This window comes from Acinetobacter gyllenbergii CIP 110306 = MTCC 11365 (genome assembly GCF_000413855.1).
In the GTDB taxonomy this organism is placed as follows: domain Bacteria; phylum Pseudomonadota; class Gammaproteobacteria; order Pseudomonadales; family Moraxellaceae; genus Acinetobacter; species Acinetobacter gyllenbergii.
The window spans coordinates 49,926-67,114 of record NZ_ATGG01000004.1 but is presented as its reverse complement, the minus strand read 5'-3'; the positions used below and the strand labels follow the sequence as shown (position 1 = coordinate 67,114).

At 41.9% G+C, this 17,189-nt stretch carries 14 protein-coding genes; 9 read left to right on the top strand and 5 right to left on the bottom strand.

The window, feature by feature from the left end:
* Positions 1-9 precede the first annotated feature (9 nt).
* Positions 10-2,841 (top strand): excinuclease ABC subunit UvrA, encoded by a 2,832-nt coding sequence (uvrA, locus tag F957_RS19080; RefSeq protein ID WP_016542668.1) that lies wholly within the window; start codon positions 10-12, stop codon positions 2,839-2,841.
* Positions 2,842-2,961: 120 nt separating this feature from the next.
* On the opposite strand, the gene F957_RS19085 is transcribed toward uvrA, so the two are convergent.
* Both F957_RS19085 and gigD read right to left on the bottom strand, forming a co-directional pair.
* The gene (locus F957_RS19085; RefSeq protein ID WP_016542667.1) at positions 2,962-4,683 is read right to left on the bottom strand and encodes a GGDEF domain-containing protein; all 1,722 of its coding nucleotides are present in this window, start codon (positions 4,681-4,683) and stop codon (positions 2,962-2,964) included.
* Between the two features lie 274 nt (positions 4,684-4,957).
* A complete protein-coding gene (gene gigD / locus F957_RS19090; protein ID WP_016542666.1) occupies positions 4,958-5,410 on the bottom strand; it encodes an Lrp/AsnC family transcriptional regulator GigD in 453 nt (150 codons plus the stop codon).
* A 147-nt stretch (positions 5,411-5,557) separates the two neighbouring features.
* Here gigD and kynU point away from each other — a divergent pair, with 147 nt between their 5' ends.
* From kynU to F957_RS19110, 4 genes are read left to right on the top strand one after another with little or no spacing between them, the layout of a single operon-like run.
* Positions 5,558-6,808, top strand: coding sequence for a kynureninase (gene kynU, locus F957_RS19095; RefSeq protein ID WP_016542665.1), 1,251 nt, complete (start codon positions 5,558-5,560; stop codon positions 6,806-6,808).
* A 40-nt stretch (positions 6,809-6,848) separates the two neighbouring features.
* Positions 6,849-8,255: an amino acid permease gene (locus tag F957_RS19100; RefSeq protein ID WP_016542664.1), complete on the top strand. Its 1,407-nt coding sequence runs from the start codon at positions 6,849-6,851 to the stop codon at positions 8,253-8,255.
* A gap of 7 nt (positions 8,256-8,262) precedes the next feature.
* Positions 8,263-9,018: an alpha/beta hydrolase gene (locus F957_RS19105; protein ID WP_016660102.1), complete on the top strand. Its 756-nt coding sequence runs from the start codon at positions 8,263-8,265 to the stop codon at positions 9,016-9,018.
* A gap of 24 nt (positions 9,019-9,042) precedes the next feature.
* Positions 9,043-10,203, top strand: coding sequence for a porin (locus F957_RS19110; RefSeq protein ID WP_016542662.1), 1,161 nt, complete (start codon positions 9,043-9,045; stop codon positions 10,201-10,203).
* A 346-nt stretch (positions 10,204-10,549) separates the two neighbouring features.
* On the opposite strand, the gene F957_RS19115 is transcribed toward F957_RS19110, so the two are convergent.
* Positions 10,550-11,392, bottom strand: a complete 843-nt coding sequence (locus F957_RS19115) for an OXA-286 family carbapenem-hydrolyzing class D beta-lactamase OXA-671 (protein ID WP_081401608.1) — start codon at positions 11,390-11,392, stop codon at positions 10,550-10,552.
* A 726-nt stretch (positions 11,393-12,118) separates the two neighbouring features.
* Between F957_RS19115 and omp33-36 the strand changes: the two genes are divergently transcribed.
* Positions 12,119-13,018 (top strand): porin Omp33-36, encoded by a 900-nt coding sequence (gene omp33-36 / locus F957_RS19120; protein ID WP_016542660.1) that lies wholly within the window; start codon positions 12,119-12,121, stop codon positions 13,016-13,018.
* 119 nt (positions 13,019-13,137) lie between these two features.
* Here omp33-36 and F957_RS19125 read toward each other — a convergent pair whose 3' ends face one another.
* Positions 13,138-13,788 (bottom strand): response regulator, encoded by a 651-nt coding sequence (locus tag F957_RS19125; protein ID WP_016542659.1) that lies wholly within the window; start codon positions 13,786-13,788, stop codon positions 13,138-13,140.
* 349 nt (positions 13,789-14,137) lie between these two features.
* Between F957_RS19125 and msuE the strand changes: the two genes are divergently transcribed.
* Positions 14,138-14,878, top strand: coding sequence for an FMN reductase (gene msuE, locus F957_RS19130; protein ID WP_016542658.1), 741 nt, complete (start codon positions 14,138-14,140; stop codon positions 14,876-14,878).
* A 24-nt stretch (positions 14,879-14,902) separates the two neighbouring features.
* Positions 14,903-16,009 (top strand): dimethylsulfone monooxygenase SfnG, encoded by a 1,107-nt coding sequence (gene sfnG / locus F957_RS19135; RefSeq protein ID WP_016542657.1) that lies wholly within the window; start codon positions 14,903-14,905, stop codon positions 16,007-16,009.
* Positions 16,010-16,086: 77 nt separating this feature from the next.
* On the opposite strand, the gene F957_RS19140 is transcribed toward sfnG, so the two are convergent.
* A complete protein-coding gene (locus tag F957_RS19140) occupies positions 16,087-16,500 on the bottom strand; it encodes a winged helix-turn-helix transcriptional regulator (protein WP_016542656.1) in 414 nt (137 codons plus the stop codon).
* Between the two features lie 104 nt (positions 16,501-16,604).
* Between F957_RS19140 and F957_RS19145 the strand changes: the two genes are divergently transcribed.
* Positions 16,605-17,147 (top strand): cysteine hydrolase family protein, encoded by a 543-nt coding sequence (locus F957_RS19145; RefSeq protein WP_016542655.1) that lies wholly within the window; start codon positions 16,605-16,607, stop codon positions 17,145-17,147.
* The last annotated feature ends 42 nt before the right edge of the window (positions 17,148-17,189 follow it).

Genomic DNA, 17,189 nt, shown 5'->3' with positions numbered 1-17,189 from the left:
GATGTATTTATGAGTCAAAGTCATATCCGTATTCGAGGCGCACGTACCCATAATTTAAAAAATGTGTCACTCGATATTCCACGTGACAAGTTTGTGGTGATTACGGGACTTTCTGGCTCAGGTAAATCATCCTTGGCCTTTGATACCTTGTATGCCGAAGGTCAACGTCGTTATGTCGAATCACTTTCGGCTTATGCGCGTCAATTCCTTTCGCAAATGGAAAAACCAGAAGTCGACTCGATTGAAGGTTTATCCCCTGCAATTGCGATTGAGCAAAAGTCGACCAGCCATAACCCACGTTCAACCGTGGGTACCATTACCGAAATTTATGACTATTTACGTTTGCTCTATGCGCGCGTAGGTACACCCTACTGCCCTGAACATGATTTGCCGATGGTGGCACAAACCATTTCAGAAATGGTCGATGCAGTCAAAAGCCTTGAAGAAGGCACTGCCTTGATGTTGCTTGCGCCTGTGGTGCGCGAACGTAAAGGCGAATACACCCAACTGTTTGAACAGTTGCAAGGCCAAGGCTTTGTGCGTGCCCGTGTCGATGGTGAAATCATTGATATTGATACCCCGCCTGAACTGGACAAAAAGAAAAAACATACCATTGAAGTGGTAGTCGATCGCTTTAAAGTGCGCGACGACCTCGGTAACCGTATTGCAGAGTCGTTTGAAACGGCACTGCGTCTAGGCGGCGATATTGCAGTTTTATCGTGGATGAATGGCGAACATCCTGAACGTGTGTTTTCAGCCAAACACTCCTGTCCTGAATGTGACCGTGCTGTAGCAGAGCTTGAACCACGTCTATTCTCATTCAACAACCCCTTCGGTGCCTGCCCCGTTTGTGATGGCTTGGGAACACGCAGCCATTTTAGTGCTGATAAACTGATTCCGAATCCAGAAGTATCCATTAGCCAAGGGGCGATTCGCGGCTGGGACAGACAGCGTCCGTATTACTACACCATGCTGCAAAAAGTGGCTGATCATTTCAATATTGACCTCGACCAACCGTGGAACGCACTGGATAAAGACACGCAAAAGAAATTCTTACAGGGCTCAGGCAAAGAGAAAATCGATCTGAGTTATATTGATGAACGTGGTCGTAAACACAGTCGTGTGCAAGCCTTTGAAGGGATTTTGCCGCATTTAGAACGTCGCTACCGCGAAACTGAATCGAATTATGTGCGTGATGATCTGGCGCAATATCTGTCGAATGCGGCTTGTGATGCTTGCGGCGGTTCACGTCTGAATGAAATCTCTCGCCATGTGCGGGTCAAAGACAAGACCATTGCCCAAATCACCAAAATGTCGATTGGCGATGCTGAACACTATTATCAAGACCTGAACCTTGAAGGGGCCAAGGGTGAAATCGCCGATAAAATCTTTAAAGAGATTCGTGAACGCTTACACTTCTTAGTTAGTGTTGGCCTGAATTACCTCAGCTTGGCACGTTCAGCTGAAACCCTTTCAGGCGGTGAAGCGCAACGTATCCGTTTAGCCTCACAGATCGGTGCAGGTTTAATGGGCGTGATGTATGTACTGGATGAACCGTCAATTGGTCTACATCAACGTGATAATGATCGTCTACTGCAAACCCTGATTCGTTTACGTGATCTCGGCAATACCGTGTTGGTGGTTGAGCATGATGAAGATGCAATTCGTGCCGCTGACCATATTATTGATATCGGTCCAGGTGCGGGGATTCATGGCGGTGCGGTGATTGCTGAAGGCACTTATGATGAATTGGCCAATCATGCGGACTCGCTCACAGGCCAATACCTGTCAGGCAAGCTCAAAATTGAAGTACCGAAACAACGTACCATCTCACCGCGTCCAGATGAAGTGATCAAATTGTCTGGCGCTAGCGGGCATAACTTACAGAATGTGGATTTGACCATCCCATTGGGCATCATGACCTGTGTCACAGGAGTTTCAGGTTCAGGGAAATCAACGCTGATTAACCGTACCTTATTGCCTTTAGCTGCGACGCAACTGAATGGTGCGACTACCCTGACTGCGGAAAAATTTGATTCGATTGATGGCTTACAGCATTTAGATAAAGTGGTCGATATTGACCAAAGTCCAATTGGTCGTACCCCTCGTTCAAATCCAGCAACTTATACGGGTTTATTCACACCGATTCGTGAGTTATTTGCACAAACGCCTGAAGCCAAAGCGCGTGGTTATAGCGCAGGTCGTTTCTCGTTTAACGTGAAAGGTGGCCGTTGTGAAGCCTGTGAAGGCGATGGCATGATCAAGGTCGCGATGCACTTCTTGCCTGATATGTATGTGCCATGTGATGCTTGCCATGGCAAGCGTTATAACCGTGAAACTTTAGAAGTCGGTTATAAAGGCAAAAACATTTCTGATGTACTGGAAATGACCGTTGAAGATGCCGCGGAATTTTTTAGTGCAATTCCGGTGATTCATCGCCGTTTAGATACCTTAACCCAAGTCGGGCTCGGCTATATTCGTTTAGGACAAGCCGCAACCACGCTTTCTGGTGGTGAAGCACAACGGGTCAAACTGGCACGTGAGTTGGCAAAACGCGATACAGGTCGAACCTTATATATTCTGGATGAACCGACCACAGGTCTGCATTTCCATGATATTGCCAAGTTACTCGATATCCTGTACGAGCTCCGCAATAAGGGTAATACCATCGTGGTGATTGAGCATAATCTGGATGTGATCAAAACTGCCGATTGGGTAATTGATCTTGGCCCTGAAGGTGGTTCGGGTGGTGGTCAGATTATTGCTGAAGGGACACCAGAACACGTAGCACAAGTTGAAATTTCACATACTGGTCGTTTCTTAAAACCGATGTTGAAGTGATCCTTCTTATACAAGATTAGAGTTCTCTAACAGGATTAAGTACACAAACTTAATCCTATTTTTGATTCTATACTCAAAAATACTTGAAGAAAAATAAGCATCACACCTTCCGTACAAGCTTTAGGTCTCTACAATATTCTTCCCTTTGGCCTTTGCCTTGAGCAAGGACTGATCCGCTTTTTCTAACAACTCTAACCAGCTATTTGCCCCAATTGCGACGCCGATACTGACCGAAACATGAATCGACGCCGCTACATTCGGCACGACAATCGTTTCTTTTAAAATAGCCGCGCGGATACTTTCTGCAACCACTTTGGCAGCGCCCATCTGGATATTTTCAATCACCACCAAGAACTCATCACCGCCATAACGCACAATTAAATCGGACGCTCGCACATTATGTTTCAGTTGATCGGCAATCATGCTAATCACCTGATCCCCGACAATATGTCCATACTGGTCATTCACAAACTTAAAATTATCAATATCAATTGCAATCACGCAGGTCTGTGACAAAGACGCTGGTTTGGATTCCAACATTTGAATATATTCATCCAAAGCCAAGCGATTGGCGACTCCTGTTAACACATCGGTATTCGCAATTTGTTTAAGTTGCAGTTCCATTTGATCACGCTGTGTCAACATGACTTTGAGTTTATCAATCGCCTCAAACAAGGAGAAAAACTCGCCTTTCCGCTTGTTTTCCGCAGGCAACTCATCAGACGTTCCCGAAAGGCGTAAAATCATATTACGCGCATGAATTAATGGGCTAAATACCCTTCGCTTGGCGTAGATCATGGTAAAAATGGCGATCAGCAAAGACAGACTTGAAATACACAAGGTGAATATGAATTGCCGCTTAGCCAACTTATTCTGTTCATCAGCCACCCGAATACTGTAATCCAGAATATAGTTTTGCAAATCCATCACCGTGGTGAATTTCCCCACCATTCGTTCTGTCAGTTCTGTACCCGACAGGAAATAGGCCTGATTATTCTTGCTTTCATCAAGCAACTTGGCCACGATCGGCAAGCCTTTATCTAAAAATTCGGTTTTTACACGGCGATATAAACGCACATATTCAAGCGTCTTTGACTGTTCAGGCTGAATCGTGTCAATTAGTTCCCAAAGATAAATCGCTTGATGCTGGGTTTGTAAAGAACGTGCGCGGTTTTCATCTGAGATTTTCTCATCAAAAGTCACAGGTGCCATAATATTAGATGCCACCCGTCCTGCCTGATCACGCATATCCGTGAGCACCAGAATCGAGGTAAAGTAATTCGACATCTTGCTATTTTTACTATTAGAACGTACCAATAACCAAGTTAAAAACTCACGGCTTTCATCCCAAACACTAAACATCGATAAAATCGCATGATCGTATTGCTTCGAGGTTCGCTCTGCATGCGGTGTATTGGCATAGGCATCGACAATACCGCGTGCTTTGGATAATTTTACTTTTAGACCTGTTTCCAGTTCATAAGCAATTAACCTAAAGCCATGTTGTGTTAATACCTCAATGGTCTCATCAATCTGCGCATCGACAATTTTACGATATTCGAATAATTCCTTTTGATTTTCTAACAGCACCTCAGGCTGGCTCGACATCACTTTATTGGAAGGTGCCCGTTCTCTGGAAATTTTATTGGATGTTTTGACTAAGGCGCGCAGACAGGTAATTTCTGTCAAGGTCTGATCAGATTTGATATATTCTTGGTAACTATTGATAATTAAAGGAATGGAAAGATAAAAAATCGAAAAGATAATGACAATCATGCAGAAAAAGAGGCGACGGCTAATTTGCTCAGATCGTAATTTCGAGCTTTTTAATTTACGCCCCATTCACACACCTTGCACTTTTCAAAAACGATCTCAATTGATTTTTAAATAGAACTTAATTTTACCTGAATTCTAAATCGTACTACCACGCTTAAACCAAGGTTTTTGGTTACATTAATCGCGGCAGCTTGAATTCAATCGTGGTTGTCATATTGAGATTATTTTCAAAAAATCAAATTTGAGAATGATTTTTATTTAATTAAAATAGGCTAAGTGTTTTATATTATTAAAATAAAGTATTATAAATTTAGACCAAGCTTCAATAGCGCATAGACAATCAAAGCAGTTTTTTCTGAATCACCTTATCCAAAATGATCTTAGAATTAATACTCATAATGCCCTTAATCTTATTCAATTTATTAATAATGAATTGTGAAAACGCATTCAGGTCTTTGGTCGCCACATGCAGCACATAATTCGAATCACCTGTAATCACATAGGCGTTCACAACTTCTTCAAAGTCCTCAATCTGCTTTAAGAAAAAATTATGATCACTTTCAGTGAGTTGAATTAATTTTATTTCAACTATTGCCTCAATTTTAATGCCTAATTTTTCATAATTGAGCCGAGCTTGGTATTTCTCAATAATGCCATTGCTTTCCAAAAGCTTGACCCGTCGATGACAGGCAGAGGGGGAAAGATTCACCAGATCGGCCAATTCCTGATTACTCAGGCGTGCATCGTTCTGCAAGAAATTTAGGATTTTAAGATCAATCGCATCAATATTCATATTCGGAAATTATTCTAATAATTTAAATATTATTGAAATCATATCCTAATTTTCAACTTTATCTACCGATTTTATCGGATAAAAAACAAAAAATGCAGTGATAAAATTTAACAGTGGAATTCAATAAATATAGGGATGCAATTCAATATGGTGACACAAGAACAATGCCTTTATTGGGATAAACAAGACGAGCTCAGCACATTTAAAAATGAATTTGCCTTGCCTAATAATGTGATTTATCTAGACGGTAACTCTTTAGGTGCCAGACCAAAGCAATCTTTAAATTATGCGCAGCATATTATCCAACAAGAATGGGGTGAAGATCTCATTAACAGTTGGAATAAAGCAGATTGGTGGGGCTTACCCACCCGTCTAGGTGATAAAGTCGGACAACTGATCGGCGCCAATGCTGGCGAAACCGTAATTTCTGATTCAACCACCTTAAATTTATTTAAAGTGCTATCCGCTGCAGTCAAAATTCAAGCCGAGAAGCATCCGCAACGTAAAATCATTGTCGCGGAAAAAGACGCTTTCCCCACCGATATTTATATTATCGAAGGCTTCATTGACTTGATCAATCAAGGCTATCAGGTCGAATTGATTGAGGGTCCTGCAGGTTTAAGCAAGATTTTAACGACTGATGTGGCCGTTGTGGTGTTGTCGCATGTTAATTATCGCACTGGTTATTTCTATGATATGACCGTAATTAACCAGCAAATCCATGCCAGTAATGCCTTAATCATCTGGGATTTATGCCACTCTGTTGGCGCTGTACCGATGGATCTCAATCAAACGAACAGCGATTTTGCCATTGGTTGTACCTATAAATATCTCAATGGTGGTCCTGGCTCGCCTGCGCTGCTCTGGGTCAATCCCAAACATCGAGATCAGTTCTGGCAACCACTTTCTGGCTGGTGGGGACATCAAAAACCCTTTGCCATGGCTCAGCATTATCAACCAGCCAACAATATTCGCCGTTATCTGTGTGGTACTCAGCCAATTATTTCCATGAGTCTGATCGAATGTGGGGTGGATATTTTCCTGAAAGCCAACATGCAGAAAATTCGTGAAAAATCGCTTAAATTAACCGATCTATTTATTGCACTGGTTGATCAGGAATGTGCCGAATATGGTTTCGAGCTAATCACACCAAAAGAGCATCAATATCGCGGCAGCCATGTCAGCTATCAACATCCGCATGGCTATGAAATTATTCAGGCACTGATCGCTCGTGGGGTGATCGGAGACTATCGTGAACCTGAGGTCTTACGCTTTGGCATTACCCCGTTGTATCTTGGATTTGAAGATATCTGGAATGCGGTGCAACATCTCAAAGCCATCATGCAGCATCAAGAATGGAACAATCAAAGCTATCTGGTACGGGGTGAAGTGACCTAAGTTGTCACGTTCAGATTGAGCTTATGGCTAGGAGAGGCCGATGAATAATTTTGACAAGATTCAAGCACGTGAAGCAGGGCTACATAAGAAATTATCCGCCAAACAAATGGCAATGATTGCGATTGGTGGCGCAATTGGAACAGGGCTGTTTATGGGGAGCAAATTTGCGATGAGCTTTGCTGGCCCTGCGGTCATTTTGAGTTATGCCATTGGCGGGCTAATTGCCTTTGCGCTGATGGCATGTCTCGCCGAAATGACCGTACAACACCCGACTTCAGGCTCATTTGGCGCCTATGCTGAACATTATATCAGCCCCTTGGCGGGTTTCTTGGTACGCTACAGTTATTGGGCCTGTATCGTGCTGGCGGTTGGAACCGAAATCACTGCCGTCGCAGACTATATGAAAATGTGGTTTCCCGATCTGCCCGCATGGATCTGGATCGTGTTTTTTTCAGGTACTTTGCTTGCAGTGAATGCCTATAGTGTCAAGGCATTTGGACTGGTGGAATATTGGTTCTCCACCATTAAAATCTTTGCGATTATCGTGTTTATTCTGTTGGCAATCGGCATTCTGACTCAAAACAATCAGCAAAGTCATCATGTGCTGACTAATCTAACTGGACATGGCGGTTTCTTTCCCAATGGATTCAGTGGCGTCTGGATTGGGGTGATTATTTCGATTTTCAGTTATTTAAGTATTGAAATGATTGCCGTTGCTGCAGGTGAAGCATCGAATCCAGAAAAAGCGGTCAAATACGCCTTTAAGAGTACCGCAATACGTCTGATTTTATTCTATTTACTGTCTTTGTCTTTAATTGTAGCACTGGTTCCATGGACAGAACTGATTGGTAAAGATGCCAGCAGCCCCTTTGTGACCGTGATGAAAATTGTCGGTATTCCATATGCAGATAGTATTCTCAATTTCATCGTGATTGTCGCGGCCCTCTCTGCCATGAATAGCATGTTGTATATTTCAACCCGAATGCTATTTAGCTTGTCACGGGCAGGTGATGCTCCTCAGATCTTCGGTAAAATCCGCCCCAATGGCGTGCCCATCAATGCGCTGTTTTTATCCGCGATGGGGATTGCTGTTGCAAGCGTGGTCTATACCATCAATCCTGAATCGGCCTTTCCCATCATGATTGCCTTATCCATGTTCGGAGCACTATTTACTTGGGGCAGCATCTTTGTGACCCATATCTGTTTTAGACGGCATATTGCGAAAAATGGTATTGGATTAAAATACAAAATTCCAGCAAGTCAGTTCATTTCACTGTTTGGCTTATTCAGTATTCTGAGCATTACCCTCACCACCTGGTTCACTGCCGAATTTAAATCCACCCTACAGTTTGGCATTCCCTTTATTGTGCTGTTAATCGTTTTTTATATGCTAAAACGCAGCTCGGCAAAGCTCGATTTAAGCACAAACACAGAAGCTTCTGAGTAAATACGCCATGAAGCTTTATGATAATTCTCGAACAGTTGCAAATGAGCAGGATATTCTAATGGAGTTTCAACAGCGTAGCCTGTTGAGTTATCAGCAACATTCCTGTATTCAGAATATTACCTATGCGGCGACAGCTCGATCGTGCTTAGATCTCTTTCCTTTAGCACAGGCGCGCAAAACTGTCGTGTTTGTGCATGGTGGCTATTGGCAATGGTGTAATAAATCCGATTTTGCCTTTATCGCCACGGATGTTGTTGCCAACAATATGCAATGTGTCTTACTTGAATATGACTTGGCCCCGCAACGCAGCATGGGTGAAATCGTCCAGCAAATCCAAAAAGCACTTGATTTTATCCAACAACAAGCATGGAGCACTCAAGAGATTATGTTGGTTGGGCATTCTGCGGGGGCTCATTTATCTGCACTAATGCTCAAGCATCCTGCTGTAAGTGAAGCCGTTTTATTGAGTGGTATTTATGATCTCGCGCCCATTCAGCAGACCCATTTAAATACAGCCTTGAATCTCTCGGAACACGAGATTCGACAATATAGTCCCCTCCTGATCGAGGCCACTGTCCAAAAGCCCTATGCCATTTTCTGTGGCGCACAAGAGCTCGATGAGTTGATCGGGCAAAGTCAGTCGTACTTTCATCGAAGGAAAGCCATCGACCCAGACTTTGTCTCCTTCCAGCTAATGGATAACACGCATCATTACAATATCTTAGATGAATATTTTCATCGGAGATTAACCCCTCACACTTAAATTTATACATGGACGTATTTAAAAATGGTTAAGTTCAAACTTCAAAACCATCGGGTTTTTATTGCCCTGAGTTTTGCAATCAGCTCTTCGGCATTTGCACAAATTGAATTGATCAATCAGGATCAGATTTTCACTGCGCAGGACAACTTTAAACTGACCAGTGCTGGCAGTCTCAGACTACAAGCCCTAAATTTTGATCAATATCAGCCATCCAATGCAGACCAGAAATATCGTCGCAATGGCTATAGCTCAACCAGCAGGATCTATCTCAATACCGACTATAAAATCAATGATGATCTGCATTTGATTACGGGTTATCAGAATTTTATTAATCCAGCCAAAATTTTAGATTGGGATGGACATTATCAAAACAATGATGAGCGTCTGACCACAGAGCAAGCCTATGCGGGAATCTCGAGCCATCGCTATGGCACTTTAAAATATGGAAAAATTTATAGTCTGTATTACGATGTGGTCGGGAGTAAAACCGATCTTTGGGACTACAGTACACTGGCACAACCTCAAACATGGAGCCCTTTTGCTTATTTCGATGGGACTCAAGCAGCCAGTAATACTTTAAGATATGAGAAGAAAACGAAAAATATTGATTTTTATGCAGCTTATTTATTTGAGGATCGCATCAGCCTGAATCAGCTCCGTTATCAACGTAAAGCGGGGCAAGAAGCCGCTGTCGATATTCACTTAAATAAAAACTTAAACTGGGCAATTTCATGGAAACACAACAAAGCTCAGCTGCAATCTGATCATGCAACATCTAAGCTCTCACAAGACATGCTTGCGACAGCCCTATTCTATTTTGATGGGACATGGATGCTCAGTACAGGTGCAGGCTGGTATAAAAATCTATTGCCTAATTTTGATGCATTCAATCAAGCCTCCACCCAATCAGTTGAAAACCTGTTAGACACTGAAGCGTATGGGCTTGAATATTATGCAGGCTATCATGTCGAGCTTGACCATCATGGTATGAAATACCTCCAACCGTATCTGATGGGGAATTATTTAACATATCGGAGCGGCTACGATTTCTCTCGACGCGACCATGGCATTGGCGTGGCAATCCGTTTCAATCGCGGTTTTGGCTTTGATTATGAACGCCTGTATACCCAAGACAGCAACCATACCCCTGACATGCATTTATTTCGCTTACGCTACGAGTGGTAATCCCGAAATTTAATGCACTCATATGGGCAAAACGTTTTGAGTCTCAAGTACACGCGCCAAGGGATCTAAACGTTTTGCCACTAAACTTCTAGTTTAAATAATATCAATCATATTTCACTTGGGTTCAGCGCTTGCTTTTCCATGCTTGAATGCATTTAAAAATCGAAAAAAACTATTCAAAGTATAAAAATAATCAATTTTACAAATTAATTTTCAAAGGAGATAATTTAAGCATACAGAGATTTGCAGAATTTAAACCGCTAACCCTCTAGGATGTTTTCTCCCCCAAGTTAAACATCCTTTCTCAGCCCAGCTTTCCCCAAAAGCTGGGTCTTTTTTTGAGTATTTAAGTGGCTAACAATCCCAACTGTTGCAAGGCTTGATACACAATCGCTTTACGTGCATCTGCATGTTCAGGCTGGCTCATTTGCATATTCAATGAGAATGCAATGACCTTACCATTTGGCTGTTCAATCCACCCCGTCCACCAACCCACTTGCGGGCTGACATCCATTCCCCAACCGCTTTTGGCATAGATTTTGGTATCCTGGATCTGATCCACCAATAACATCGCTTTGACTTGTTGCTGTGTCGGCTGATCAAAGGGTAATTTCTGTTTTGCTAATGCATAGGCAAAGCGAACTTCCTCTACGGGAGTGATTTTTAAGGGACCAACTAACCAGAAATTATCCACTTGCGTCCCAATATTTTTATTACCATAACCTACACGCTTCACTTCACGGGTCATCAGTTCTAAACCAATCCGTCTTGCCAACTCTTGATAAACGGGTACCGCCGATGCCTGCATCGCTTCAGCTAAGGTTAAATCTTTTTCCCAGCTACTAAATGCTCGCTTTTTTCCATCCCATTTAAACACTTCATTTGGTGCAGTCTTATGATGTTGTATCCCGATCAAAGCATTCAACATTTTAAAGGTTGAGGCGGGAATATAACGCTGCTCTGCACGATCAAGCGCATTGCCATAGCTTTGAATTTTCTTGCCGTCATAAATCACCAAAACACCACTGGTTTGAGCGCTCTGGAATAAACTTGAGATCTGCTGCTGATCATTTTTTTCTGTCGTGAGCTGTTGCTTTTGTTGGCTTAAACTTTGACAAGCAGCCATAGGAATTGCAAAAAAGATGGCTGTAAAAAGCGTCAGACATTTTAATTTTTTCGACATGATCATAAAGCTGGAAAAGTAGAATAATCTGTCACTATAAGTGTTTTATCGTCATTGTTCTGTAGTGTTATTTTCATCAATAATGTTTAAAAAACAAATAAAAAAAAGCTCAGCCTTGGGGAAAGCCGAGCTAGTAAAACGATGATGTAAAACATCAAAAAACTCAAAAGAAAATGTTATGAGATATTTAAATGCAAATTAGATATCTCTTGCTATGTATTATGTGAATTAGCTCTCAGAAAGTAAAGTTGATTAAATAGATCGGGTTTATCATTACAATCGATTTTGTTAATTGATCATTAAAAGTTCGATTTTTATGTGATTTTTAGTTTATATTAACTGAGAATGAATATCATGATTTTGCAAAGTTCATCGCAGAAAAACTCAAAAACCAGATTAAATCTCACACTTTTAGCTGCATGTTTATGACAATAATAAGAATCTTTTGAGCGAAAAAAACGATTAATAAGATCGAATAAACCAATCAAAATAGTGATACATGACATTCTGATTACTTGCTTGATATTGTCAAAAAATAAACTTATCTATTTGTTTGATATGTATTTTATAAATGGTTGACACGATTTATTTTAATCGCTCATTTTTCACACACCAGCTGATCAGCATTTGTTCGTTTATCGGAAGCCCAAATTTATTACATTGACTTCATACTTTGTTACAATACAATGACTCCAACTTTACTCTTTAATTGTTTTAAAGCTGGAAATCATTATGAAAAAACTCGGTTTAGCCACTGCTTTAGTTTTAGCCATGACCGGTGCTCACGCATACCAATTCGAAGTTCAAGGTCAATCTGAATTCATCGAAGCTAAAGACTTAAATGACAAAGACTTTACAGGTGCTGCTCAAGGTACTTACTACTTTAAAAATGTAGATGCATCTAAAGGTCCTTTAGCTGAAGCTGCGTTCTTAAACCAAGCTTCTAATGTATCTGTAGCTTACAGCTTTGCAAAATTAAGCGGTGACGAAGTTGCAACTGTTAAGAACAACTCTTTCGGTGCAAAAGGTGAAGCTTACCTTCCAACACCTTACTTACCAGTATATACAAGCGCTTCTTATAGCCACTCTCAGACTAAGTCTGAAGGCGAAAAAGACAATGGCGACCGTTTTGCATTAGAAGTAGGTACAATGCTTACTCCTAACTTCTTAGTTGCTGTTGGTTATACAAACATCGCTGACCAATTTGCTTTAGATGCAAATAGCGTTCTTTCAAATGGTATTGCTAAATCAGTAGCTCAACCATTAGTTATTGGTGAAGACCAAGATGCGATTACTGCACGTACTAAATACGTAGGTAACATCGACGGTACAAACATGGCTGTAGGTTTTGAAGCTGGTCTTGTTTACGGTGACTTCCAAGCATACGAATTGAAAACTGACGTATATGTAACGCCTAAGTTAAGCGTTGGTGCATCATATGCAGAAGCTAACTTCAGCTCAAACCCATTAAATGAAGACAACTTCTCTCCAATCAAATCTGCTTGGGGCGCGAATGTCAACTACTTCATCACTCCAGCAATTGCTGTAGGTGCAACATATGTAAACGCGAATGCAGTACATGCAAACGTAGATACACAAACTGTTGGCTTAAACGCGAAGTTCCGTTTCTAATATTGGATTTAGGTTCTATACAGAACATCTAATTCATAGCAAAAAACCAGTTCATATGAACTGGTTTTTTGTTTTTCGATCTGATTAAGCGAAGACATCCAATCCCTCAGTTTTAAACCTTACATCTTCTTATCTTCAATATTTAAGGCACTAATCGCCAAGACGGCTTGAGTGCGATTTTGTACGCCTAGTTTACGGAAAATCGCAGTCACATGCGCTTTAATCGTCGCTTCTGATACCTCTAACTCATAGGCAATTTGTTTATTCAACAGGCCTTCTGCCACCATCATCAACACACGGAACTGCTGAGGGGTGAGCGATTGTAAACGTTCGGCTAAAGCCGTCTCATCTGCCGCACGCGGATCAAAGCCCGCATGGGTTGGTAAGTTCGGTGGTAACCAGATCTCGCCTTCTAACACCTGCTTAATCGCTTCACCGATATGGCTTGGATGTGAAGATTTTGGAATATAGCCCATTGCACCATGCGCAATCGCACGTTGAATAATTGAAACTTCTTCATGTGCTGAGACCACAATAATCGGAATTGCGGGATATTGTGCGCGCACATACACCAAGGCAGAAAAACCGGATGCACCTGGAAGATTTAAGTCCAGCAACACCAGATCAGGCTCTGAGCCATGCTCTAAACGTGCATAAAACTCATCAACATCAGCTGTTTCCTGAATCTGCGCCTGTGGCAAACTATAACGAACCGCTTGAATCAAAGCATGTCTAAATAAAGGATGGTCGTCTACAATTAAAATATTCATAAGCGCTTAAGCTATCTGCAAGTACGTCACTGTACGATGTTTATTTAAATTCAATCCGCTTAAGCCTATTTTCAATTCAAGGCTAGGTCAAGCACAAGACAGGATTTATTTCCTTTTCGCGCAAAATAAATCAAATATTGATATAACTTCATTAAAATGTTCTGTAAATAAAATAGATTCAAAAATCTTGAATAGAAACAGAAAATTAACTACCTAAAATTTGATATTTATTGTGATTTATCGACATATCTTTAAAAAAGATAAGCTTGCAGCATTTCCTTATTTTACAGCTTGGCCTGCGGTGTAGATAAATAAATAGCAATTCGAAATGATCTTTTAGGCCGTTATTATGTCCAATCGCAATACTCTCACAACTCCTCTCAATATTGTCGCTGTATCAGGTGGTTTAAACAGCCCGTCAAAAACTGAAAGTTTGGTTCAGGCGATTCTGGATGAACTTTCAGAAGCGATCGATATCAAAGTCCATTTCGTTAAACTCAGTGAAATCGGGCCATTATTGGGTGGAGCCATTTACCGCAATCAATTGCCACAACGCGTACAAGATGATCTCGCAGCGGTAGAAGCAGCAGATGCACTGATTGTCGGCACCCCAGTTTATCGTGCTTCGTTTACAGGTTTATTTAAACACTTCTTCGATTTTGTTGAACAGACGGCTTTGGTCGATGTACCCGTTTTACTGGCAGCCTCAGGTGGCAGTGACCGTCATGCGCTGGTATTAGAACATCAATTACGCCCTTTATTTAGCTTTTTCCAAGCACAAACCTTACCGATTGGGGTCTATGCCACTGACCGTGACTTTACGCCTGAATATACGGTCAAAAGCGAGCAATTATCAGATCGCGTGACCCTCGCCGTGGCACGTGCCTTACCGATTTTAGAGTGGGCGCCAGCCAAAGGCCAACGTGCAGCGGCAATCAAAACCAAAACTGAACAAGCCAATCAAAATCTCGGCATCAATAAACAGATTGAACAGGCAGAGGTACTCCCATCTGCTGCGGTACCGAATCTGGATGCAGCTGAATCTCGCTTACACCCCAAGTCAGCCAAGAATCTTACTCACGTGGCATAAGCATATTGAATGGAGGATACAACGATGACAACAACAGCATCCGCAATTAAATTTGCCTACTGGGTTCCAAATGTGAGTGGCGGTCTCGTTGTAAGCAACATTGAACAACGTACCGACTGGAGCTATGACTATAACGTGCGTCTCGCACAAGCAGCGGAACGAAGCGGCTTTGAATACGCCCTCACTCAAATCCGTTTTACCGCGGGTTATGGCGCAGACAACCAACATGAATCGGTCAGTTTCAGCCATGCCCTCTTGGCAAAAACTGAGAAGCTCCGAGTAATTGCAGCAATCCTACCTGGCCCTTGGAAGCCTGTACTCGCGGCTAAACAATTGGCCACGATTGACTATCTCACCCAAGGGCGTATCGCCATTAATGTCGTCAGTGGTTGGTTCCGCGGCGAATTTGATGCGATTGGTGAACCTTGGCCTGAACATGATGAACGTTATGTCCGTTCAGAAGAATTTATCCGCACCCTAAAAGGGGTATGGAGCACTGACAATTACAGCTTTGATGGCAAATACTACCAATTTCAGAATTACACGCTTAAACCAAAGCCGCTGCAAAAACCTTATATCGAAGTGTTTCAAGGCGGTAGTTCACGTGCCGCACGTGATATGGCTGCGCGTGTATCGGACTGGTATTTTACCAATGGCAATAGCGTTGAAGAAATCAAAAAGCAGGTTGATGATGTGCGCAGCAAAGCCAAGTTAGCCAATCGACAGGTCAAAATTGGCGTCAATGCTTTTATTATTGCTCGTGATACTGAGGCGGAAGCCAAAGCAGTCCTGAATGAAATCATTGCTCAAGCCAACGTCGAAGCAGTGAATGCCTTCGGTGATGCGACTCGTGAAGCAGGTGCAGCAGCGCCCGAGCGTGAGGGAAATTGGGCAAAATCGACCTTTGACGATCTGGTTCAATATAATGACGGTTTTAAAACCAATCTGATTGGCACACCGCAGCAAATTGCAGAACGGATTGTGGCTTTAAAAAATGTGGGGGTAGATCTTGTTCTTTCAGGCTTTCTGCATTTCATTGAGGAGGTGGAATATTTTGGAGAAAAAGTTTTACCGCTGGTCCGTCAACTTGAACAACAACAGGAGCATCATCTCGCAGCAAAATCAGCGTAGTTTTCAGCGTTAAATAAAAAGAATAACAAAACAAATGGCAGATACTCCCCCAAGGCTCGGCTTGGGGCTTTTTTATTTTAATGGGTCTCAATTTCACGCATGACCGTTTCAACCGAATAACGGCACCACTGCGACAGCTGTTCAATAAATTCATTTAATTGTGGCGGGTTAAAGTGGCTCACGATCATATAGCAGGCATTGCCAAGAATTTTAAAACACTCATCCACTTGCTCATATTGTTTAACCAAACGCTCAACCTCAATAAAAGCTTGCTGATCATTCATAAACAATTGGATGAATTGTTGATGTTCATACTTTATCGCGATGGTGTAATTTTTGATAATGCCTGCATCCATTAACTGTGCAATACGAGCACCCACTGCCTGCCCAGTACGATGCACGCGCTGTCCAATTTCTTTATGGCTTAAACGTGAGTCTTGCTTCAGCAATTCAATAATTTTTAAGTCGATGGGATCAAGTTCAATATTCATTTTTCATTACGAAAGAAAACCAGCAACAATGCTTTCACCTGAATATAGCCGATTTCTCTGTTTCACCCTATGCTTGTTTTATCTTAATCTTGGAACTAAACATAATGAAACAGGCCCTACTAATTATTGATGTGCAAAATGATTATTTTAAAAATGGCAAAATGGAATTGGTCAATCCAGAGCTTGCTCTGCAATATACCAACCAATTAGAAGATCATTTTATCCAAAACAATTTACCGATTATTTATATTCAACATATTAATCCAGCTTCAGCCAGTTTCTTTCAGGAAAATACCGTCGGTGTTGAATTACATCCACAACTGAAAGTGACCGAGAACTCAATCATTGTTGAAAAACATTTTCCCAATAGCTTTCTAGAAACCAATCTTCAAGCGTTGTTACAGCAGCATCAAGTTGAGCAGTTAGTGATAACTGGCATGATGACCCATGTCTGTATTGATTCGGGTACACGTGCAGCCAAAGAACTCGGCTATCAACCTATTGTGATTGCAGATGCCACGGCAACCCGTGATCTCGAACATGCGGGTAAAATCGTCAAAGCCGCAGATGTGCAAACGGCGTTCTTATCTGCACTGGGTTTCTTTGCCACTGTACAAAACACGGCAGATTTTTTGGCGCACAATTAAATAATACAGATAAAAAAAAAGAGCGTTCCATCGAACGCTCTT